Origin of the sequence: uncultured Bradyrhizobium sp. (genome assembly GCF_947648125.1) — a bacterium.
GTDB lineage: Bacteria > Pseudomonadota > Alphaproteobacteria > Rhizobiales > Xanthobacteraceae > Bradyrhizobium.
Map to the genome: position 1 here is coordinate 1 of NZ_CANSMR010000011.1, position 21441 is coordinate 21441.

Sequence of the window (21441 nt, forward strand, 5' to 3'; positions counted from 1 at the left end):
CGGCTGCACCCGCGAAGCCGACCCCGCCACCGCCGGCGGCAGCGCCCGCACATCCCACGCCGACCCCACCGCCGCCTGCTGCAGCACCGCAGCGGCCGGGCACGCCACCGCCCGGCGCAGGACCCGCGCACACGCCGCCGACCCCAGCACCGGCGGCCACTCCCACAGCACCGGCTGCCGCTCCGGCTGCACGCCCAGGCACGCCGGCTGCGACGCCGACGCCAGCCGCACCGGCGGCTCCTGGAGCTGCAACACCGGCGCCGGCCGAGCGCCGGCCTGGTGATCGTCCGGGTGGCGAACGTCCTGGCGGCGCCAAGCAACCGCCGGGTACACCGCCCGCGGTGACGCCGCCCGGCGCGACGTCGCCGGCAACGCCTACGCCATCGACAACGACAACGCCTCCCGCAGCAGGCGGACAGCCGCCCGCAAAGCCTGGCACGCCCGGCACCCCACCCGCCGCCGCGCCGTCCGGCGCGACGCCGACACCACCGGCGCCGGGTCAACAGGGACGTCCTGCCACACCCGTAACGCCGGCGACCCCAGGCGCCGCAATGGGCGCCCCCGGCGCGACACCGGCTCCGGGTCAGCCGGGACGCCCGGTCACTCCGCCGGCTGCTGGTGCTGCGCCCGTGGTGCCGCCGGCCCAAGGAGCGGCCATGGGCGCGCCAGCGGCACGTCCGGCCGGCCCCTCGGCACCGGGTGTCGTCCCCGGCTCGGCGGCCGCAACGCCCCCGCCCGACAAGGCGCAATACGCCCCGCCGACGGTCTCGTCCGCGTTCCGGGCCGCGCCAACGGTCACGGCGCCGCTTCCGCCGCCTCCGCGACGTGACAACGTGTCGCCGCTCGCGATCGGTGCCGCCGTCGGCGTCGGCGTGGTGGCCGGTGCGATCATCGGCGGGACCATCGCCGACCTGCACAACCAGCGGCAGGAGGTCGTCGAAGACGGCCGCACCATCTACACCGAGCCGGACCGCATCATCATCCGCGATCCGGGCGGTCAGGCCTATGTGCGTGGCGACGACGTCTATCGCTTCCGCTATGGCGCGCGCGACATCCGCACCGAGACGATCGGCGGCGAGACCCGCACCGTCGTGGTTCGTCCCGACGGCAGCGAGATCATCACGGTGGTCGGTCCTGACGGCCAGATGCTGCGCCGGATCCGCAGGGATCCGGGTGGTCGCGAGCTCGTCATCATCGACAACAGCTATCGCGATCCGGGCGCGGTCGGCGGCTTCTATGTCGACCTGCCTCCGCCGGTGGTCCGCATCCCCTATGATCGCTACATCGTCGAGTCCGACAGCGCGGCGCCGGACGTGATCTACGACACCATGGAGGCACCGCCGGTGGACCGGATCGCGCGACGCTATACGCTCGACGAGATCCGCTATAGCCCGAACGTCCGCATGCTGATGCCGTCGATCGACGTCAACAGCATCAACTTCGACTCCGGCTCCTGGCAGATTCCGCCGGATCAGGCGGCGAAGCTGCAGGCGATCGCCGACGGCCTCAACCGGGCTATCCAGCGCAATCCGCGCGAGGTGTTCCTGATCGAAGGCCACACGGATGCGACCGGCAACGACACCGACAATCTGTCGCTGTCCGACCGCCGTGCGCAATCCGCCGCTGAGCTGCTGACGCAGCAGTTCGGCGTGCCGGCGGAAAACCTGACCTCGCAGGGTTACGGCTCGCAATACCTGAAGGAGCAGACCGACGGACCGAGCCGCATCAACCGGCGCGTCACCGTCCGCCGCATCACCCCGCTGCTCAACGGCGGCACCGCCTCCGCAGCGCCACCGCGCTGAGCCGGCGCGACATCACAATACGAAATGGCCGGGAGCGATCCCGGCCATTTTTGTTTCTTCTCCTTCCCCCTGAAAGGGGGAAGGTCGGGATAGGGGTCGGCCGCAGGCGACGCTGTATCTGGCGAGAGAGCGGGTCCCCACCCGCTTTGCTCTAACGAGCAAAGCGACCTCCCCTTTTCAAGGGGAGGTTTGAGCTGCGTGGCGCAGAGGGAGCGCACCGTCAATGCGGTGCTGCCGGAGATTTCAGCGCGCCATCTGCTGCGGATCGTAGAAGAAGCGCTCCTCGACCAGCTCTTCGCCGCGCCAGGTCTGCCAGGCGACCTCCTCCATGCTGCGGACCTTGCCGTCCTTGCCAGTGAATTCGAAGCGCCAGCAGATCGCCGAATGATCGCCGTCGAGCAGCAGCGGTCCGAGCCGCGTGGTCTTCACGCCGGAGACCGCGGCCAGCACCGCCGCCTCGCGCGCCGCCAGCGCCTCGCGGCCGACGCGCCATTCGCCGTCGTTCTCCTGGGTGCGGGCATCGGCGGTATAGAAGTTTCTGATCGCGCCGACATGGTCGTTGGATTCGACCGTATCGGCGAAGGCTTGCAGCGTCTTGAGCGAAGGCATCGGGCAATCTCCATTTACCGACTGATGGTCGGTATTTATCGACTGATAGTCGGTAAGTCAACTGGCGCCGATCCGGAACCTGGGCTAGACAGCATGATCCGGAAAAGTGTGAAGCGGTTTTCCCGCGACAAACGGGAAGCGTTTGCGCTGAGATCATGCTCAAACAATAGCGAACCATGGCAACCCAGGCCGAACGGCGCGAGAAGACCAGAGCCGCCATCGTCAAGGCGGCGCGGCGCATTTTTGGCGAGCGCGGCTTTGCGGCGGCGACGATGGACGACATCGCCAGTGGCGCACGCGTCGCGAAGGGCGCGGTCTATCATCACTTCGCAACCAAGGAGGCCGTATTCGAGGCGGTGTTCGAGCAGGTCTCGATGGACCTCGTCGCCGATCTCGACCGCATCTCGCGCGCCGAGAACGATCCGCTCGCGGCGATGGCGGCGGGAACGCAGGGCTATTTCGCGGCGTGTTCGAAAGGCCCGACCGGCCAGATCATTTTACGCGACGGCCCGGCCGTGCTCGGCTGGGAACGCTGGCGCGAAATCGACGCGAAACATTTCGGCGGCAAGTTTCCGCGCGCGCTGACGGCCGCGATGGACGCCGGCGTGATCGCGAAGCAGCCGATCGAGCCGCTGGCGCGGCTGTTGCTCGGCGCGGTGACGGAAGCGGCGGTCGCGGTCTCCGCGGGGCCCGACATCGGCAAGACCGGCACGGATTACGCGCGCGCGTTTCGATCGCTGCTGGATGCGCTCAGGGTGAAGTAGGCGAACATTTCTCCCGTCGTCCCTGCGAAAGCAGGGACCCATAACCACAGGGGGCAGTCGTTGAAGCACGCTGTGGCCCCAGCGTGCTTCGTCACCACGGCCGGTGGTTATAGGTCCCGGGTCGCGCTTCGCTTGCCCGGGACGACGAGGTGAGAGAGCGTCGCCTCAATCCTTGTCGTTCTCGAGCTGAAAAATCTGCGAGCCTTCGCCGCTCGAGAGCAGACCGGTTTTGTTGTAGAGGCCGAGCTTGGCGCGGGTGTCTGATATGTCGAGGTTGCGCATCGTCAGCTGGCCGATGCGGTCGGCCGGCGTGAAGGCGGCGTCCTCGACCTTCTCCATGCTGAGCCGTTCTGGCGCATAGGTCAGGTTCGGGCTCTCGGTATTCGATATCGAATAGTCGTTGCCGCGGCGCAGCTCGAGCGTCACCTCGCCGGTGACGACGCGCGCCACCCAGCGCTGCGCGGTCTCGCGCAGCATCAAGGCCTGCGAGTCGAACCAGCGGCCCTGATAGAGCAGACGGCCGAGCCGCATGCCGCTGATGCGGTACTGCTCGATCGTATCCTCGTTGTGGATGCCGGTGACGAGACGCTCGTAGGCGATGTGCAGCAGCGCCATGCCCGGCGCCTCGTAGATGCCGCGGCTCTTGGCCTCGATGATGCGGTTCTCGATCTGGTCGCTCATGCCGAGACCATGGCGGCCGCCGATCGCATTGGCTTCCAGGAACAGCGCAACCGGATCGGCGAACGTCTTGCCGTTCAGCGCGACCGGCTGGCCTTCCTCGAAGCGCACCACGACCTTCTCAGGCTCGACGTCGCAATCGGCGCGCCAGAACGGCACGCCCATGATCGGATTGACGATGGTGATGCCGCTCGCAAGGCTCTCGAGATCCTTGGCCTCATGCGTCGCGCCGAGCAGATTGCTGTCGGTCGAATAGGCCTTCTCCGCGCTCATCTTGTAGGCGAAGCCCTGCGCGGTCATGAACGCCGACATTTCCGCGCGGCCGCCGAGCTCGTCGATGAACTGCTGATCGAGCCAGGGCTTATAGATGCGCAGGCTCGGGTTGGTCAGCAGGCCGTAGCGGTAGAAGCGCTCGATGTCGTTGCCCTTGAAGGTCGAGCCGTCGCCCCAGATGTTGACGCCGTCCTCCTTCATCGCCGCGACCAGCATCGTGCCGGTCACCGCGCGGCCGAGCGGGGTGGTGTTGAAATAGGTGATGCCGCCGGTCGAGATGTGGAACGCGCCGGACTGGATCGCGGCGATGCCCTCATGCACCAGCTGGGTGCGGCAATCGACCAGGCGGGCCTTCTCGGCGCCGAAATCCATCGCCTTGCGCGGGATCGCGTCGTAGTCGGCCTCGTCGGGCTGGCCGAGATTGGCGGTATAGGCAAAGACCTTGGCGCCCTTCAGCTTCATCCAGAGCAGCGCCGCTGACGTGTCGAGCCCGCCCGAGAACGCGATGCCGACTTTCTCGCCGGTGGGCAGGCTTTTCAGAATCGTACTCATGGGACGGTCCAATCGGTCGAAATCGGGATGATTACGCTGGGCGAATATCAAATTTCCGGAGCCTGGGCACGCCTTTAATCAGGCTTCCGGCTGGCTCGGCTCCACTCGGTCGCCCCGGCGCCAGCGCTGCATCAGCCGGTAGCCGGGCATTGCCAGCCGCGTCAGTGCCGCGTCGACCTGGGCGTCGGTCAGCCGGGTCGAGGCCCAACGGTAGATCAGCGCATAGAACAGCCAGACGGTGAAGAACGACACCAGGCCGGCGATCGCCACATCGGTGAAAAAGTGCCCGCCAAAGGCCATGCGAAGCCCGCTGGTGACGATGCCGAACACGGTCGCCCCGGCAAAGGCCAGCGGCCGCCAGGCGGGCGGCGTCAGCGCCGCCGGCGCATAGGTCCAGAACGCCGTGGCGCCCTCGCCGGAGAAGAAAGAGCAGTTGCGGGGACAGCCGCCGCGCGGGTCCCACCACGGCATGAATTGCAAATCGCCGCCGAACTGCGTCACGAACACCGGCCGCGGCCGGCCCCAATAGTTCTTGAAGGTGAGGTTGGTGAGCACGCCGGCCGAGAGCAGCATCGTGGTCAGCAGGAACACCGCGGCGCGCCCGGACATCAGCATCGGCCGATCCGGCCGGATGAATTTCCAGACGATGGTCACGATGGCGGGCAGCACCAGCGCCCAAGCGATCCACATCGCTGCATCGCGCGCGAACTGTGCCACCGCGTCGAGCTTCACGGGGAAGGTGTTTTCCGCGGCATCGTAGAACAAGGCCGCGAGCTTCAGGTCGAGCTCGGGATAGATCCCGAACACAAGGCCGATGATGAGCGCGAGCGCCAGCGCAATGACAAGTCCGGTCCGGTTCATGGCGCGCGGTTTAGCCGAGGCGGCGGGGCATGAAAAGTGCGTCGGCTGCCTTACCCTCCCCTGGAGGGGGAGGGTCGACTCACATTGAGCGGAGCGAAATGTGAGTCGGGGTGGGGTGAAGGTCCCTCCACGTCTACACTGCCCGAGTTGAGAGATCACCCCACCTCGGTTCGCATTGCGCTTACGCTTCATGCGAACCGATCCTCCCCCTCCAGGGGAGGATGAGAGTCCCGATCACGGCCGCGGCGATTGCGATGGCAATGGCGGGGGCGGCGGCAAGGGGCGCGGCGGCTCGCGCCAGCCGCCGGCGGTCCGGCCGGCGATCAGCCAGTAGACCAGGCCCGCGACGATGCCGGCGCCGGTCATGATCTCCATGTGCCGGCGCACGATGCCGTGGAATTGCATCATGTCGGGATCGAACGGAACCAGGCCAAGATAGCAGGCCGCACCGACGATCGCGCCGCCGACCGCGTAGGCCAGCACGCTCCGGATGAAGAACGCCTCGGTGATCAGCACCACGATCAGCGCGGGCAGCAGCGCAAAGCCTGAGATGAAGATAAAGCCGAAGCCGAGCACGACGTTAACAGCACTCTGGTCGATCTGCCCGCCAAAATCGCTGATCTCGGGATACAGCACCGCAACGACCACGATCACGCCTGCCACGAAGCAAGCCATCAGGAAGCCGAAGGCGACGACGAACAGGCGGCCGATCAGGGCCATGAGATCATTCCATCATCGGAAAACAAGCTTAGCACTCGTCTCTCCTCGTCATGCCCGGGCTTGTCCCGGGCATCCACGTCTTCTCTCGTCGCAGCAGAAGTAAGACGTGGATGGCCGGGACAAGCCCGGCCATGACCACAATTGTGGGCACCATCAATCCGTCATCGCCATCGCGCGCAGCGCCTGGCGCTCGCGGGCGGAGAGCTTTTCGGTCTCCGACTTGAGCTGACCGCAGGCGGCGAGGATGTCGCGACCGCGCGGCGTGCGCACCGGCGAGGAATAGCCGGCGTTGAAGATGTATTCGGAGAATTTTTCGATCTGCTCCCAGTCCGAGCATTCGTAGGCGGTGCCCGGCCATGGATTGAATGGGATCAGGTTGATCTTGGCTGGAATGCCCTTGAGCAGTTTCACCAGCAGCTTGGCGTCGTCGAGTGAATCGTTGACGCCCTTGAGCATCACATATTCGAAGGTGATGCGCCGCGCGTTCGAGGCGCCGGGATAGTCGCGGCAGGCCTGCAGCAATTCCTTGATCGGGTATTTGCGATTCAGCGGCACCAGCTCGTTGCGCAGCTCGTCGCGCACCGCATGCAGCGAGATCGCGAGCATCACGCCGATCTCGTCGCCGGTGCGCTGGATGTTCGGCACCACGCCCGAGGTCGACAACGTGATGCGCCGGCGGGAAATGCCGATGCCTTCATTGTCGCCGACGATCAACAGCGCATCGCGCACCGCGTCGAAATTGTAGAGCGGCTCGCCCATCCCCATCATCACGATGTTGGTAACGCGCCGGGTGCCGTCCTCGCGGTCGGCCCAGTCGTTCAGCCGGTCGCGCGCCACCATCACCTGGCCGACGATCTCGCCGGCGGTGAGGTTGCGCACCAGCCGCTGCGTGCCTGTGTGGCAGAACGAGCAGTTCAGCGTGCAGCCGACCTGCGAGGAAACGCACAGCGTGCCGCGATCGGTCTCGGGGATGTAGACGCACTCGACCTCGTGCGGCCGCTCGACCTTGTCGCCGCTCGGCAGCCGCAGCAGCCATTTGCGCGTGCCGTCATTGGAGATCTGCTCGGCGACGACCTCGGGACGGTCGACGGTAAAATGCTTCTCGAGCTCGGCGCGCATGTCCTTCGAGACGTTGGTCATCTCGGCAAAGCTCTTGGCGCCGCGGAAATACATCCAGTTCCAGAGCTGCTGGGTGCGCATCTTGCGCTGCGCGGCCTGCACCCCGATCTCGCCCAGGCGATCGGCGATCTCGGCGCGAGACAACCCGATCAGCGACGGCTTGGCCGGCGGCACATAGGTCTCGAGCGGAACCTTTTCGACCAGCGCGCTGGCGCCGGACACGGCTGTCGTGGTCACGGTGTCGGTCATGAAACCTCAAATAGGCCTTCCAGCCGGTGCTGGAAAGCCACCAAATACCTTGATTTTGTGTCTCCAAGCCGGTCTTAACGCCGGCAGTCCTGCCCAAGCCGGTCGAGCGCCTGCGCCAGGCCCTTCAGCGAGAAGCTGTCGATCGTCTCGGTGCCCTTCGCCGAGACGGCTTTTACCGTCAGATCGGCCGATTTGCGCATGGCTTCCACCATCCGCTCCTCCTCGGCCGCATTCTTGATCCAGAGGCCGTCGCCCTGGGTGTACATCGCATAGGTCCCGCCGCCGACCTGGAGCGTCGATTCCGAGCCCGGCTTCACGGTGTAGCCGATCATGATCGAGACTTCGTTGACGACCTTCTCGGCCGGGCGGGTCGAGATGAAGGCATAGGCCGGGTCACGCGGCCGGTTCGGCGGGTTGGTCTTCGACGACGACGGCTTGGCGAGCGCAAAGCACACCTTCTTGCCGTTGGGTGACGCTGTGTAGGCGCCCCAGGTCCCGAATTGGCCGATCAGCGTCGGCTCGGCACCGCCGGCCGCAGCCGCGGCGGCCGAAGGCGCCGGCTTGGCCGCTTCCTTCGCCGTATCCTTCTTGGGTGCAGCCTGCGCCGGCGCGAGGGAGACGATCCCGCACACGACACAAACAGCCAGTGATGTCAGAATTTGCCGCACGGCCAACTGGTTCCCCCATCATTGTGACTGGAAGATGGCTCGGCGATTCCCCTCCGCCGGCTCGGATGGATAACCGGGAAACGCTTTTTTGGGAAGGCAGTTAGGTCCGACGCGCGCGCCGGCGACAGCCCCGCGCGCGTTGATTGATTCTCAATTCACGCTCAATGCGTGTTGTTGCGTATCAGCGCTTGATCAACCCTTGGCGCGCGCTGCACGCTGGTTCTCCCACTGTGCATCGGTCCATTGCAGCAGGTCCTCGGCACCGGAACTGCGCAAATGCGCGCCGCCGTCCTGCACCACCATCTCGCCATTGATGTAGCCGCCCTGATCCGAGATCAGGAAGGTCGCGAGATTGGCGAGCTCCGAATGCTCGCCGGCGCGGCCGAGCGGGTTGCGATGCGACCAGGTCTCGCCGCGCGCTTCGGGGCGCAATTGTCCGGTCGCACCTGGCGTCGGGAACGCGCCGGGCGCGATCGCCACGGTGCGAATGCCCTTCGGGCCCCACTCGACGGCCAAGCTCTTGGTCATCGCCAGCACCGCGGTCTTGGCCATCGAGGACGGCACCGTGAAGGCACGGCCGGTGATGGTCGAGGTCGAGAGGATCGAGAGCACCACGCCCTTGTGCTTGCCTTCGATCCAGCGGCGGCCGGCGGCGAGCGTGCAGTACATCGTGCCATGCAGCGTCGGCGCGAGGATCGCGTCCGCCGCACGGAATGACAAATGTTCGCTCTGCGCAATAAAGGTTGCGGCAGCATTGTTGACGAGGACGTCGATCGGCGCGTCCTGCCAGACCTGATCCATCATCGCCTCGACCGCCGCGCCATCGCGGATATCGCAGCGCGCGGTCGACACCTTGGCGCCGAGCTCGCTGCGGAATTTTGCTGCGGTCTCCTCCAGCAGCCCCTCGCGCCGCCCGCAGATGATCAGCTCGGCACCGAGTTCGGCAAAACGGGCGCCCATCGCCGCGCCAAGACCGGAGCCACCGCCGGTGATCAGGATGCGCTTTTTCGCTAGCAGGCCTTTTTCAAACATAGTTTGATCCCTCCGCACTGTATTGTCGCTCCGCCGCAAATCCGGCATGAAGCTTGTAGTCCAAGATCTTGCAGCTCTTTCTGCGTCCGAAACTCAGGTGTGTCCATGAAAGCCATCCTCTGCTCGCAATACTGTCAACCCGACGATCTCGTGCTGGCTGACGTGCCCGATCCGGTGGCGGGTCCGGGCGAAGCCGTGATCGCGATCAAGGCGGCGGCGCTGAACTTCTTCGACATCCTGATGATCCAGGGCAAGTACCAGATCAAGCCGCCGTTCCCGTTCTCGCCGGCCGCCGAAGTCGCGGGCGTGATCGAGAGCGTCGGCGCCGGCGTCACTGACCTGAAGGTCGGCGACCGCGTCGTTGCGTCATGCGGTCACAACGGCGCGCGCGACAAGATCGCGCTGCCCGCGAATACGATCGTGAAGATTCCCGACAATCTCGATTACGACCGCGCCGCCGGCATCATCATCATCTACGGCACCGCGCTGCATGCGCTGGAAGATCGCGCGAGCCCGAAGCCGGGCGAAACGCTCGCGGTGCTGGGCGCCGCCGGCGGCACCGGCCTTGCCGCGTGCGAACTCGGCAAGTTGATGGGCCTGAAGGTGATTGCCTGCGCATCGTCGGACGAGAAGCTCGCATTCGCCAAGCAGCACGGCGCCGAGCTGACGCTGAACTACGCCAAGGAAGATCTGAAAGAGGGCCTGCGCAAGCTGACGAACGGCAAGGGCGCCGACATTGTGTTCGATCCGGTCGGCGGCTCCTATGCCGAGGCCGCATTGCGCTCGACCGCATGGGAAGGCCGCTTCCTGGTGATCGGCTTTGCCGCCGGCGACATTCCGAAGATTCCGCTCAACCTCGCGCTGCTCAAGGGCTGCGACATCCGCGGCGTGTTCTGGGGCGCGTGGGCGCGGCTGAACCCGGAGAAGAACCGCAAGAACCTCGAGAAGCTCGTGCAGTGGACCGCGGAAGGCAAGATCTCCTCGCATGTCGACCGCACCTTCCCGCTGTCGCAGACATCAGAAGCCCTGAAGGTGCTCGCCGGCCGCAAGGCGATGGGCAAGGTGATCCTGCATCCGGGAAGCTGAGCTGAGATCGCGTAGCCCGGATGGAGCGCAGCGAAATCCGGGACCGCTCGATCGATTGGTGAAAGGACCCGGATTACGCTTCGCTTCATCCGGGCTACTATTCCGTGCTGTCAGGCACTCCGCGCTTCAGTGCGGCGCGCGCGGCGTCGCGGTGCTCCGATGTGATGTGGCTTGCCACCAGGCGGATCGCGGTTGCGAGCACCGCGGCATCGTCGGTGAAGCCGAGCACCGGCAGCATGTCCGGGATGAAGTCGAACGGCAGGATGAAATAGGCGATCGCGCCGAGCAGCGCAGCCTGCACGTGGCGCGGCGTCTGCCGGTCGAAGGCGCAGTAATAGGCTGCGAGCAGATCCTCGGCGAACGGCAGCCGCGCCACCACTTTCTTGAACTTGATCCAGAAGCGGCGGCGCACGCTTTCCGGGTCCTGCGCCAGCCGGTCGGCAGGCCCAAACCCCACGCCGGTGTCGGTCGATGGCATCGCCAGGTTCCCTTCGGCGCCGCGCGACGGATCGGCGGCGGACGATGCGAATCTGGGGATGTCGGCCAACCGGCGCAAGGTTGCGCGCAGCCGGGTCAGTTGACCCCGAGCTGCCTTGCGATCGCGTTCATCGCCTTGGCGAGGTCGATGTCGCGCTTGGTCACCCCGCCGACATCATGGGTTGCCAGCACGACCTCGACCGTCTTGTAGACGTTCTTCCATTCGGGGTGGTGGTCGCTCTTCTCCGCGACCAAAGCGGCGCGCGCCATGAAGCCGAAGGCCTCGTTGAAGTCCTTGAACACGAAGGTCTTTGCGATCGCCTCACGTCCGGCCAGCTCCGACCAGCCGGCCAGTTCCCAAAGCGCGGCCTTCCTTGCTTCCGCTGACAGCCTTTCGACCATGGCAACCCTCCCGTTTGACGCTGACCTTAGCCTAACAACCGGCCTCCGGGTGGGATCCATGCCGAAAATAAGGCCGAAATAGCGTCCTATCGCCGCTGGTAACCATGACGGAGATGTAACATCTGTGGCTTCAGGAATTTGCTACAAATGCCTGATGTGTGCGCGTTGGTAGTTTTGCGAGATTGAGCCCCGACGATTGTTTGCGAGATCGATGACAGACGGCTCCGCCAGCATATCGCCCAAGCCCCTGCGCTCTGCAAAGCGACGGCTGATGTTCGTCTTGATCGCGGGCGCGCTCGCCATCGTCGGCGCGACGATCGCCGGTTATTATTTCGCGGTTCGTCCGGTGACGCTGCGGATTGCGGTCGGCCCCGCAAGCAGCGATGACCTCAGGGTCGTGCAGGCACTGGCGCAGGCCTTCAACAACCAGCAGCACACCCAGGTCAAACTCCGCCCGGTGCAGACCGACGGCGCCAACGCCAGCGCGCAAACGCTGGCCGACGGCAAGGCCGACCTCGCCATCATCCGCGGCGACCTCGAGGTGCCGAAGAATGCGCAGGCGGTCGCAACCTTACGCAAGAACGTCGTGGTGATGTGGGTTCCGCCCGCAAAGGGCAAAGTTCGCAAGTCCGCGCGGATCACCAAGATCGCACAGCTCTCCGGCCGCAAGATCGGCGTCGTCGGCCGCACGCCGGCCAACGTCAATCTGCTGAAGCTGATCCTGACGCAATACGGCGTCGACCCGATGAAGGTCGAGATCGTGCAGTTCCCGGCCAATGAGGCGGTCGAGGCCATCAAGAACCTGAAGGCCGACGCCTATCTCGCCGTCGGTCCGGCCAACAGCAAGCTCACGATCGATGCGATCACGGCGTCGGCCAAGGACGGCGGCGAGCCCACCTTCCTGCCGATCGACGCGTCCGAAGCGATTGCGCAGAACCATCCGGCCTATGAAGCCGCGGAAATTCCCGCCGGCTCGCTCGGCTCGGCCGACCGGCCCGACGACGAGGTGAAGACGATCAGCTTCTCGCACCATATCGTCGCGCGAAAGGGCCTGTCGGACGCGACGGTCGCGGCATTCACCCGGCAATTGTTCGCGATCCGGCAGTCACTCAAGAACGATTTCCCGCTCGCCGCCAAGATCGAGACGCCCGACACCGACAAGGACGCCACCATTCCGGTGCATCCGGGCGCGGCCGCCTTCGTCGACGGCGAGGAGAAGACCTTCCTCGATCGCTACAGCGATTACATCTGGTGGAGCCTGATGGCGTTCTCGGCGATGGGCTCGGCCGGTGCATGGTTCGCCGGCTATCTCAAGCAGGACGAACGCAACACCAACACCTCGCAGCGCGAGCGCCTGCTGGAGATGCTGAAGGCCGCGCGGCAGAGCGATTCGACCGACGAACTCGACCAGCTGCAGGCGGAAGCCGACGACATCCTGCGCCACACGCTGGACTGCTTCGAGCACGGCGCCATCGAGGAAGGCACGCTGACCGCCTTCAACATCGCGCTCGAGCAGTTCCACAACGCCGTCGCCGACCGCAAGGCACTGCTGCTCAGCATGCCGCAGAATTTGCAGCGGACTGCGAGCCAGTTCAGGGCGGCGGGCACGGCGTAGAAGCGTCGCCACTCTATCCACGAACTCCCTTCGCCTCCCCCGCGATACGACTCGTGGAGAGAGCCCCCACCCCACCCTCCCCCGCAAGCGGGAGAGGGAGCCCGACAGACGTGCTCACCTCACGCCGTGTACCCCCTGTAATCTCTCCGTCATGGAATTTTTCTAGGTCTGTGCTCGCCCGCGGCGCATTGTCGCTGTGACCTGAGGAGGCTTCCCATGACGATCCGGTTCTCGCGAAATCTGACCCGCCGACGCTTTCTCTCGACGGCTGCTACGGCCGGCGCGGGCGTGATCGCGATGCCTTATCTGTCGCGCGCGGCCGACCGCCCCGTGATCACCCATGGCGTGCAGTCCGGCGATGTCGGCGTCGACGGCGGCGTGGTGTGGGCGCGTGCGGACCGGCCGTCGCAGATGATGGTCGAGGTCGCGACGACAGATTCGTTCAAGAATGCCCGCGCGCTGCCGCCGATCACGGCGCTGCCGGAGAGCGACTTCACCGCCAAGATGCTGCTGGAGAACCTGCCCTCCGGTCAGGACATCTTCTATCGCGTCCGCTTCCGCGACCTCGCCCATGTCGACGTTGTCGGCGAGCCCGTGGTCGGCCGCTTCCGCACCGCGCCGAGCGACCGCCGCGACGTCTCCTTCGTGTGGGGCGGCGACGTGGCCGGCCAGGGCTGGGGCATCAATCCCGACGACGGTGGGATGATCACTTTCGCAGCGATGAAGAAGCACGCCCCGGACTTCTTCCTGCATTCCGGCGACACCATCTATGCCGACGGCATCATCACCGCCGAGCAGAAGCAGCCCGACGGCAAGATCTGGAAGAACATCACGATCCCGGAGAAGGCCAAGGTCGCCGAGACGCTCGACGAATACCGCGCCGCGCACAAATACAATTTCCTCGACACGAATTTGCGCGCCTTCAATGCCGAGGTGCCGATCTTCGTGCAGTGGGACGACCACGAGGTGACCAACAACTGGTCGCTGTCGAAGCAGCTGCCGGCGGTCTACAAGGAGCGCGACATCAACGTGCTGGCCGCGCGCGCGGCAAAAGCCTTCCACGAGATGTATCCGATGCGCGAGAGCATCGTCGAGCCGGGCCGGGTCTATCGCACGCTGAGCTACGGCCCGCATCTCGACGTGTTCATGCTCGACGAGCGCAGCTATCGCGGCCCCAATGGTCCGAATCTGCAGGAGACCTACGGCCCCGACGCCTATTTCATCGGTCCGGATCAGATGGCGTGGCTGAAGCGCGCGCTGCTCAACTCGCGCGCCACCTGGAAGGTGATCGCCTCCGACATGCCGTTGTCGCTGATCGTCTATGACGATGCCGCCAACAAGAAGGGCTCGGAAGCGTTCGCGCAGGGCGACGGCCCGGCGCGCGGCCGCGAGCTCGAGATCGCCGACATCCTGCGCTTCATCAAGACCGCGGGCATCGCCAACACGGTGTGGCTGACCGCCGACGTGCACTACGCGGCTGCGCATTACTACAACCCGAACAAGGCCCAGTTCCAGGAGTTCGATCCGTTCTGGGAATTCGTCTCCGGCCCGCTGCACGCCGGCACGTTCGGTCCGAACGAGCTCGACAACACGTTTGGCCCCGAGGTGAAGTTCGTCAAGGCGCCGGGCGAAGCCAACCAGAACCTGCCGCCGTCGGCCGGCATGCAGTTCTTCGGCCACGTCAAGATCGACGGCAAGAGCGGGCAGATGACGGTGAGCCTGCGCGACCGCGTCGACGCCGAGCTGTGGGCGATCACGCTCGATCCGAAGCCGGTGTAATCCGGTCGCAGCCGCGACGGAACCCTAACTCGCCGTGCTGAACGCCCTTGCCCCCAAGGCAAGGGCGAACAAGGCAAGGGCGGCACGATTGACGGGGGATAGACGTCACCGGCTTCTTCCGGTACCGATATCAGAGCCGTTATGCTGGGGGCCCGGAGGGGCGGAGCATGAGGCGCTGCGAATTGATTCGCGTGCTCGGTGGCATCGTCGTGGGGCTTCGGCCGCACCGCTTGCTTGTCGTCGCGATCGCTATGTTCGCGCTGCTGCCGATCGAAGTCAGTGATGCCGGCTGGCTGCCTGATTTCTTCAAGGGCTCATCGAAGCATCCCAAAGCGCCAAAGCGTGCGAAATCGGCAAAGCCGGCCAAATTGGCACGGCACCACGCGCCATCAAAGCAACGCGCCACGCGGCTTGCCGCCCTTGGGCCGGTCGCCCTGCCGCCTTCCGTTGCCAAGCCGGCCGCGGGGAAATGCGATCCCTCGACATTGCGAATCGTGCTCGACGTCGGACATACTGCTGAATCGGAAGGCGCGATCAGCGCGCGCAACGTCGCCGAGTTCGCCTTCAACCTGCGCCTTGCGCGGCTGATCGAGGAGAAGTTGAAGGCCGAAGGCTTTGTCGAAACCAGGCTGCTGCTGACCGAAGGCAAAGCGAGACCCAGCCTCTTCAGGCGGGTCGCCGCCGCCAACAATCTGCACGCGGATCTCCTGCTGTCGATTCACCATGACTCGGTGCCCAACAAGATGCTCGAGGACTGGGAATTCGAGGGCAAGAAACGCCATTTCAGCGATCGCTTCAGCGGTTACTCGGTGTTCGTCTCCCGCAGCAATCCGGACTTCAAGACCAGCCTCGTGTTTGCCGAGCTGGTCGCCAGGGAAATGAAGGCCGAGGGGCTGCAATATGCCGAGCAATACAGCCAGCCCATCATGGGCCGCGACCAGCATCCCCTGCTGAACAAGGACACCGGCGTCTACAGCTACGATAAGCTCATCGTGCTGCGAAAGACCGCGATGCCCGCCGTCCTGCTGGAGGCAGGCTCGATCATCAACCGGGACGAAGAACTCAAGATGGACTCGCCTGAGCGCCGCAACGCGATCGGCAGCAGCATCGTGTCTGCCGTCAAGGAATTCTGCGAGCCGCGATGGGCCCTCCTCGGTCCGCTCTGACGGCCCGGCGATCAGCACTTCCCGGCTCAGCCCGGTTTGCCGGCCTTGATCTCCGCGAATTTGGCCAGCGCCTGTTCGAACTTGGGGCTGAACAGCCACATCGCGTCGAGGATTTCGCGGAAGCTCGCGGATGTCCTTGCCCGGTCGGCCCGGCCGAAGGCGAAGACGCTGTTGTTTCGCAGATATCCCATGATCCTGGGCTCGGAGATCCTGTAGTTGACGAGGTCGCCTGACTTCAGCGCGGACCTGGTCGGGCTGGGAATGATCTGGATGAGCTCAAAGAGCTTCATCTGATCGATCGGATTGGGCAGGGCTTTTGCGATCGCCGGGACCTGGGGGAAAATATCCGCGTGCTCATTCATCAGCGCATCGCGCACCGCGGTCCAGTGATTGAACCGGTGATCGAGATTGCCGACCCGCGCTTCTTCCATGTCGTCGCGACGGCTCAGCGCAGGATCGAGGGCCGCGATCGATTGCTTGATCGCGGCCCACTTCTTACGGCCGTTGTGATCTTCGGACGGGCCGGTCTGCAGGCTGCCCTTGTAGGTGTTTGACCGCGCATTTCCGGCATTCTGCTTGCCGCTTGTCTCGGCAAAGAACAGGCCGAGGCTGATCCGGCCCGCAGTAGCGGCGGCAGCGGCATCTAGCCCCCTGGCGCGCGCGATCGCCGTCGCCAGGTCGACCACGTCCTTGAATGGCGTCTCGGAGCTTTGCGCGCCGGCGGGCGGCGCCTCCATCACGTCGAACAGCTCCCTGTACTCATCGAGCAGCGGCTCATTGTCGGCGTCGAAATAGGCCGGAGGGATCCCGAATCGGTTGGGCCTCCCGATCCTGGACGGAACCGCATCGGTGAGATCCTTGTAGGCGCTCATCATCTCGACCCGGGCAAGGTAGACGGCCTGGCCCGGCAGATCGGGCAGCGGCTGACGGGAATCGATCTGCGCGCGCCGCTGGCGCAGGATCGAGACGAAGTTCTTCAGGGCATTGTCGTAAGTCTTGAGCGCGGCCGATTGCTCGCTCGTCGGTGCGGCTGGCTCGGCAACCGCGGGAGACACGAAGCTACCGACGACGGTCGAGGCGAGCGGAGGCGCGAGCAGCAGCCCGAGAGAGAGCGCCGCTGCGCGCGCAGCGGCGGATGTCCTGATCGCCATGGCGGCTTCCCGATGCCTGTGCGTCGCCGAATCCGACAGACCGGATGGTAGACGACCAACGCGCCGACGGCGAGGCCGAAGCCCGGCGATCGGTCAGTGCCCGTTTCTCAGCGCGGCTTCGAGCGCTTCGCTCGAACACGGCTTGGTCAGCCGCGGCTTGCCGGCGAGCGATTCCGGCAACCTGATATCGGCGCCATAACCTGTGACGAATGCGAACGGCACCTTCAATGCATCTAGCCGCTCGGCAATCGCAAAGGTCTTCTCGCCCCTGACGAGGCCGACGTCGAGCAGCGCGAAATCCGGCGCGCGCTCGGCGATCAGTTCGAGCGCGCGGGCGACGTTCGCCGCGGTCCGCACCGTCCGGGCACCGAAGCCCAGGATGGTGTCCTCGAAATAGAGCGAAATGATCGGATCGTCCTCGACCACGAGAACGTCACCGGGCATGCCGGCATTGGAGGCGGATTCCATGGCTCGGTGTCCATTGCTTCGATGATGGATGAGAGACCGGATCAGTCCGGCCGGATGGCCCGCGACCGGCGCCCGAAGGCACGCCGGCTGTTCCCGGGATGAAACCCACCACATCGCAAGGTGCCGCGTCTGTTCACTAGTGCACATAAAAGCTGGAACTTCTTCATTATGGTCGGCGTTGGGTCGTCAGGATTTTCCAATGATTGCGAAACGGACCGATGTGGCCGGGACGAACGACCGGCCGTTCAACAACCTGTTGCGCCGGCTGAATGCCGCCGACTACGAGCTGATCGCATCGCATCTTGCGGTGGTCGACGCGGCGGCCGGCGACCTGCTCTACAATCCCGGCGACGACGTCCAGATCGTGCATTTCCCATGCGGACCGAGCCTTGCGTCCTACATGGTGGCCAACGAGGACGGGCGCGATGTCGAGACCATCCTGGTCGGCCGCGAGGGCGCGGTCGGCGGCATCGTCAGCCAGGGATTCCTGCCGGCGTATACGCGCATCACAGTCAAGTTCGGCGGCCCGTTCGTGCGACTGCCGATCAGCAAGCTCGACGCCGCCAAGCTGAAGTCGATCTCGGTGCGCAACATCTTCGCCCGCTATGCCGACTGCATGCTGGCGCAGATCTTCCAGTCGACCGCCTGCAATGCGATCCACTCGATCGAGCAGCGCGCCGCGAAATGGATCATCTCGGCGATCGAGCGCACCAATGGCAACGGCGTGGTGCCGCTGACGCATGAGCAGCTCTCGACCTTGCTCGGCGTCGGCCGCAGCTACACCAGCCGCGTGATCCAGAACTTCAAGGCGGAGGGCGTGCTGGACACGCGCCGCGGCGCGATCGTGATCCGCGACCCCGACAAGCTCAAGCTGCGCTCCTGCCTGTGCAACGAGGCGGTGAAGGATCACTTCGAGGAAGTGCTGCGCGGGGTGTATCCAAGCGAGGACAACCCGGCGAACTGAGGCCTCAGAGCGCGTACTCGCCCCGCGACTTCATCGCTAGTCATGCCCGGGCTTGTCCCGGGCATCCACGTCTTCAACACCCATCGAAGGAAGGCGTCGATGGCCGGGACAAGCCCGGCCATGACGATGCGGAGACATCGGGGCCAAATACCGACCAAGCTCCCCCACGAGCGGGAAAGCGTCCGCCTATCGCCCACCGCGAAATTCGCGCTACACTCGCCTCATGAGCGGGGCTGAACTTCACGCCGTTTTCGACGTCGCTGCATGGTGCGCCGCCGCCATCGCGATGTGGTGGCTGTCCCGGGTGCGCGGGCTGCAATTCCCGCGGCAATCGTTCGAGCTGACGTATATCGCCGCGCTGGTGTTCGGCGCCGGCATCGGCGCCTACATCTTCGGCACACTGAACCTGTGGTTCTCGGGCATGCCTGGCATCGCCCGCTCGGTCGAGGGCGCGCTGGCCGGCGGCATCGTCGCGATCGAGCTCTACAAGTGGCTGCACGGCATTTCGCTGCGCACCGGGGCGCGGTTCGCGCTGCCGCTTGCGATCGGCGTCGCGGTCGGGCGGCTCGGCTGCTATTTCGCGGGGCTCGAGGATTTCACCTATGGCACGCCGACTGCGCTGCCCTGGGGGCACGATTTCGGCGACGGCATCCTGCGCCATCCGGTGCAGCTCTATGAAAGCCTGGCGATGGCGGCGTTCGCCGCCTTCTATGTCCTGATGGTGTTGAACCGCAACGCCGCCGTCATCACCAATGGATTCTACCTCGTGCTGTTCTACTACGGCCTGCAGCGCTTCGTGTGGGAGTTCATCAAGCCCTACGGCGCGCTGATCGGTCCGTTCTCGCTATTCCACCTGCTGTCGCTGTTTGTCATGGTTTATGCCGCCGTCATGCTGGCGACGGCCCCGAATGTGAGTGTGAAGCATGAACGCGCCGCTGCGTAAGTCCCGCCCCTACATCTTCTGGGGCCAGACCCAATCGCTTTGCGAGACCTGCCTGGCCCTGGTGCCGACCAAGATCCAGATATCAGGCAACGAGGTCTGGTACGAGAAGCGCTGCAAGCAGCACGGCGTGCAGTCGACCTTGGTCTCGACCGATTCGGCCTATTGGCGGCTGTGCAAGGATTTCATCAAGCCCGGCGACCGGCCGCTGGCCTTCCAGCGCCACACCGAGTTCGGCTGTCCCTATGATTGCGGGCTATGCCCGGACCACGAGCAGCACTCCTGCCTGGCGCTGATCGAGATCACCGAGCACTGCAACCTGACCTGCCCGGTGTGCTTTGCGGATTCCTCGCCGGCCCGCACCAGCTTCACGCCGCTGGCCAAGATCGAGAAGATGCTGGACGCGCTGGTGGCGAGCGAGGGCGAGCCCGACCTGGTGCAGATTTCCGGCGGCGAGCCGACGCTGCATCCGGATTTCTTCGCCATTCTGGACGCGGTGCGCGCTCGCCCGATCCGTCACGTCATGATCAACACCAACGGCCTCAGAATCGCGCGCGAGCCGGACTTCGTGGCGAAGCTTGCGGAGAACAAGCGCGGGCTGGAAGTCTATCTGCAGTTCGATTCACTGAAGCGCGAGGCGCTGGTCAATCTGCGCGGCGCGGATCTGCGCAGGATTCGCCAGCAGGCGCTGGAGAATCTCGAGCGCCACGGCGTCTCGACCACGCTGGTCGCGACCATCAAGCGCGGCGTCAACGACGCCGAGATCGGCGACATCGTCCGCCATGCGCTGACCTGGACATGCGTCCGCGGCGTCACGCTGCAGCCGGTGCAGGACGCCGGCCGCAACGAGGATTTCAACAAGGACACCGACCGCATCATGCTGTCGGAGATCCGCCGGCGCGTGATCGAGACCGGGGTGTTCGGCGACAAGGACATGATCCCGCTGCCGTGCAACCCCGAGAGCATTTCGATCGGCTACGGCCTGCGCAACGGCGACAAGGTGCTGCCGCTGACCTCGCTGATCCCGCAGGAACAGCTCGTCGCCGTGATGCCCAACACGATCAGCCCGGAAAAATATCCGGTGCTGCGGGAAAAGTTCGTCGATTTGTTCTCGCTGTCGTCGGGGCCGCTGAACACCTCTGAGCGGGTCTGCGAACTGCTGTGCTGTCTGCCGAGCTTCGAAGTGCCGGAGGGCCTCACTTACGAGAACGTGTTCCGCGTCACCATCGTGCAGTTTCTCGATCGCTTCAATTTCTGTGTCGGCAACGTCAAGCGAAGCTGCATCCACTTCGTCACCGAGAGTGGCGCGATCATCCCGTTCGACAGCTACAATCTGTTCTATCGTGACGGAAAGATCGACGGCATCCGCGCCAGCCTGGCCGGCCAGACCTATCGGGAAGCACGGCAGGACGAGAAGGTGCCGCGATGAGCGACGACAGCCGCCCCATCAATCCGGATGGATCTCCGTCCTCGCTGCCCCCGCCGCTTCCGCCACCACGCGGCGGCTGCGCGACTGCGTTCATGGTGCTGTTCGGGGTGATCCTTCTTCTGCCCGGGCTCTGCGCCCTGCTGTTCGGGTTCGGCGTCCTGAGCGAGTCGAGAACCGATCCCTCCATTCTCTTCCTGATCCTGCTCGGGCTCGCCGTCTGCTTTGCCGGCGTGATGCTGATCCGCGCCGCGATCAAGGGGAGCTAGGACACCGTGAGCAATTCCGACATACCCCCGCCACCGGACCGGCCGCAGCAAGCATCGCGCCTGCCGCGTGGCTGCGCGATTTTCATGCTGATCGTCGGGGTGCTGCTGCTGATCCCGGGGGCCCTCTGCGTGGTCCTCAGTGTCACGCTGGGTGGGTCAAACGACCCAATCACCGGGTTCGCGGTGCTGGTGACGCTTGGCGGGCTCGGGCTGATTGTGTTCGCGCGGGCACAGAAGCGGGGCTGAATCGCACCCGAAAAGCCCCTCAAAACCAGCCTCCGGAGCGAAAATCAGCCCCCTAAACGGCCAATAAACCATTGTTTTTTGGCGTTTTCCGACTATATTGCGCCGCAACGCGCAAGGTGCCCGGT

The 21441-nt window shown here is 65.1% G+C and carries 23 protein-coding genes; 11 read left to right on the plus strand and 12 right to left on the minus strand.

The annotated features are described in order from the left end of the window. A partial coding sequence (locus Q0030_RS40585; RefSeq protein ID WP_363323469.1) for a hypothetical protein occupies nucleotides 1-252 on the minus strand: 252 nt, incomplete at its 3' end. Nucleotides 253-656: 404 nt separating this feature from the next. On the opposite strand from Q0030_RS40585, the gene Q0030_RS40590 reads away from it, so the two are divergent. Then, the gene (locus Q0030_RS40590) at nucleotides 657-1802 is read left to right on the plus strand and encodes an OmpA family protein (protein WP_363323470.1); all 1146 of its coding nucleotides are present in this window, start codon (nucleotides 657-659) and stop codon (nucleotides 1800-1802) included. Between the two features lie 243 nt (nucleotides 1803-2045). Here the strand turns inward: Q0030_RS40590 and Q0030_RS20095 are convergent, their stop codons facing one another. Continuing rightward, entirely contained in the window at nucleotides 2046-2411 is a 366-nt protein-coding gene (locus Q0030_RS20095; protein ID WP_097676969.1) for a polyketide cyclase, read from the minus strand. Nucleotides 2412-2587: 176 nt separating this feature from the next. On the opposite strand from Q0030_RS20095, the gene Q0030_RS20100 reads away from it, so the two are divergent. Further along, the gene (locus Q0030_RS20100) at nucleotides 2588-3175 is read left to right on the plus strand and encodes a TetR/AcrR family transcriptional regulator (RefSeq protein ID WP_298370790.1); all 588 of its coding nucleotides are present in this window, start codon (nucleotides 2588-2590) and stop codon (nucleotides 3173-3175) included. A gap of 165 nt (nucleotides 3176-3340) precedes the next feature. On the opposite strand, the gene argG is transcribed toward Q0030_RS20100, so the two are convergent. The 6 genes from argG to Q0030_RS20130 form a co-directional block, all read right to left on the minus strand. After that, entirely contained in the window at nucleotides 3341-4678 is a 1338-nt protein-coding gene (gene argG / locus Q0030_RS20105) for an argininosuccinate synthase (RefSeq protein ID WP_298370792.1), read from the minus strand. A 78-nt stretch (nucleotides 4679-4756) separates the two neighbouring features. After that, complete coding sequence (locus Q0030_RS20110; protein WP_298370794.1) at nucleotides 4757-5539, minus strand: phosphatase PAP2 family protein; 783 nt, start codon at nucleotides 5537-5539, stop codon at nucleotides 4757-4759. 234 nt (nucleotides 5540-5773) lie between these two features. After that, nucleotides 5774-6259 carry a hypothetical protein gene (locus tag Q0030_RS20115; protein WP_298370796.1) on the minus strand — a complete coding sequence of 162 codons (486 nt, stop codon included), beginning with the start codon at nucleotides 6257-6259 and terminating at the stop codon, nucleotides 5774-5776. 153 nt (nucleotides 6260-6412) lie between these two features. Further along, nucleotides 6413-7627: a 23S rRNA (adenine(2503)-C(2))-methyltransferase RlmN gene (gene rlmN / locus Q0030_RS20120; RefSeq protein ID WP_298370797.1), complete on the minus strand. Its 1215-nt coding sequence runs from the start codon at nucleotides 7625-7627 to the stop codon at nucleotides 6413-6415. Between the two features lie 74 nt (nucleotides 7628-7701). Beyond that, nucleotides 7702-8301: an invasion associated locus B family protein gene (locus Q0030_RS20125; protein ID WP_298370799.1), complete on the minus strand. Its 600-nt coding sequence runs from the start codon at nucleotides 8299-8301 to the stop codon at nucleotides 7702-7704. A 186-nt stretch (nucleotides 8302-8487) separates the two neighbouring features. Beyond that, the gene (locus Q0030_RS20130; RefSeq protein WP_298370801.1) at nucleotides 8488-9327 is read right to left on the minus strand and encodes an SDR family oxidoreductase; all 840 of its coding nucleotides are present in this window, start codon (nucleotides 9325-9327) and stop codon (nucleotides 8488-8490) included. Nucleotides 9328-9432: 105 nt separating this feature from the next. Here Q0030_RS20130 and Q0030_RS20135 point away from each other — a divergent pair, with 105 nt between their 5' ends. Continuing rightward, on the plus strand, nucleotides 9433-10413 hold the full coding sequence (locus Q0030_RS20135; protein ID WP_298370802.1) for an NADPH:quinone oxidoreductase family protein: 981 nt from the start codon (nucleotides 9433-9435) through the stop codon (nucleotides 10411-10413). A gap of 97 nt (nucleotides 10414-10510) precedes the next feature. Here Q0030_RS20135 and Q0030_RS20140 read toward each other — a convergent pair whose 3' ends face one another. Together Q0030_RS20140 and Q0030_RS20145 are read right to left on the minus strand one after the other, a co-directional pair. After that, complete coding sequence (locus Q0030_RS20140; RefSeq protein ID WP_298370804.1) at nucleotides 10511-10891, minus strand: YkvA family protein; 381 nt, start codon at nucleotides 10889-10891, stop codon at nucleotides 10511-10513. A gap of 95 nt (nucleotides 10892-10986) precedes the next feature. After that, the gene (locus tag Q0030_RS20145; protein WP_229185893.1) at nucleotides 10987-11292 is read right to left on the minus strand and encodes a 4a-hydroxytetrahydrobiopterin dehydratase; all 306 of its coding nucleotides are present in this window, start codon (nucleotides 11290-11292) and stop codon (nucleotides 10987-10989) included. Between the two features lie 271 nt (nucleotides 11293-11563). Between Q0030_RS20145 and Q0030_RS20150 the strand changes: the two genes are divergently transcribed. From Q0030_RS20150 to Q0030_RS20160, 3 genes are all read left to right on the plus strand, one after another. Then, nucleotides 11564-12907: a TAXI family TRAP transporter solute-binding subunit gene (locus Q0030_RS20150; RefSeq protein ID WP_298370808.1), complete on the plus strand. Its 1344-nt coding sequence runs from the start codon at nucleotides 11564-11566 to the stop codon at nucleotides 12905-12907. 216 nt (nucleotides 12908-13123) lie between these two features. Then, nucleotides 13124-14686: an alkaline phosphatase D family protein gene (locus tag Q0030_RS20155; protein ID WP_298370810.1), complete on the plus strand. Its 1563-nt coding sequence runs from the start codon at nucleotides 13124-13126 to the stop codon at nucleotides 14684-14686. A gap of 167 nt (nucleotides 14687-14853) precedes the next feature. Then, nucleotides 14854-15852: an N-acetylmuramoyl-L-alanine amidase gene (locus tag Q0030_RS20160; RefSeq protein WP_298370812.1), complete on the plus strand. Its 999-nt coding sequence runs from the start codon at nucleotides 14854-14856 to the stop codon at nucleotides 15850-15852. A gap of 26 nt (nucleotides 15853-15878) precedes the next feature. On the opposite strand, the gene Q0030_RS20165 is transcribed toward Q0030_RS20160, so the two are convergent. After that, on the minus strand, nucleotides 15879-17003 hold the full coding sequence (locus Q0030_RS20165) for a hypothetical protein (RefSeq protein ID WP_298370814.1): 1125 nt from the start codon (nucleotides 17001-17003) through the stop codon (nucleotides 15879-15881). Between the two features lie 93 nt (nucleotides 17004-17096). Next, the gene (locus tag Q0030_RS20170) at nucleotides 17097-17471 is read right to left on the minus strand and encodes a response regulator (protein WP_298370816.1); all 375 of its coding nucleotides are present in this window, start codon (nucleotides 17469-17471) and stop codon (nucleotides 17097-17099) included. 199 nt (nucleotides 17472-17670) lie between these two features. Here Q0030_RS20170 and Q0030_RS20175 point away from each other — a divergent pair, with 199 nt between their 5' ends. The 5 genes from Q0030_RS20175 to Q0030_RS20195 all read left to right on the plus strand — a co-directional run bounded on the left by Q0030_RS20175 (nucleotide 17671) and on the right by Q0030_RS20195 (nucleotide 21316). After that, nucleotides 17671-18435, plus strand: coding sequence for a Crp/Fnr family transcriptional regulator (locus tag Q0030_RS20175; RefSeq protein WP_298370818.1), 765 nt, complete (start codon nucleotides 17671-17673; stop codon nucleotides 18433-18435). Nucleotides 18436-18658: 223 nt separating this feature from the next. After that, nucleotides 18659-19378 (plus strand): prolipoprotein diacylglyceryl transferase family protein, encoded by a 720-nt coding sequence (locus Q0030_RS20180; RefSeq protein WP_298370821.1) that lies wholly within the window; start codon nucleotides 18659-18661, stop codon nucleotides 19376-19378. After that, a complete protein-coding gene (locus Q0030_RS20185; RefSeq protein WP_298370824.1) occupies nucleotides 19359-20804 on the plus strand; it encodes a radical SAM protein in 1446 nt (481 codons plus the stop codon). Before Q0030_RS20180 ends, Q0030_RS20185 begins: the two co-directional genes overlap by 20 nt. After that, nucleotides 20801-21070, plus strand: coding sequence for a hypothetical protein (locus tag Q0030_RS20190; protein ID WP_298370827.1), 270 nt, complete (start codon nucleotides 20801-20803; stop codon nucleotides 21068-21070). The genes Q0030_RS20185 and Q0030_RS20190 overlap by 4 nt, the downstream gene beginning before the upstream one ends. Nucleotides 21071-21076: 6 nt before the next feature. Further along, nucleotides 21077-21316: a hypothetical protein gene (locus Q0030_RS20195; RefSeq protein ID WP_298370829.1), complete on the plus strand. Its 240-nt coding sequence runs from the start codon at nucleotides 21077-21079 to the stop codon at nucleotides 21314-21316. Nucleotides 21317-21441 lie beyond the last annotated feature (125 nt).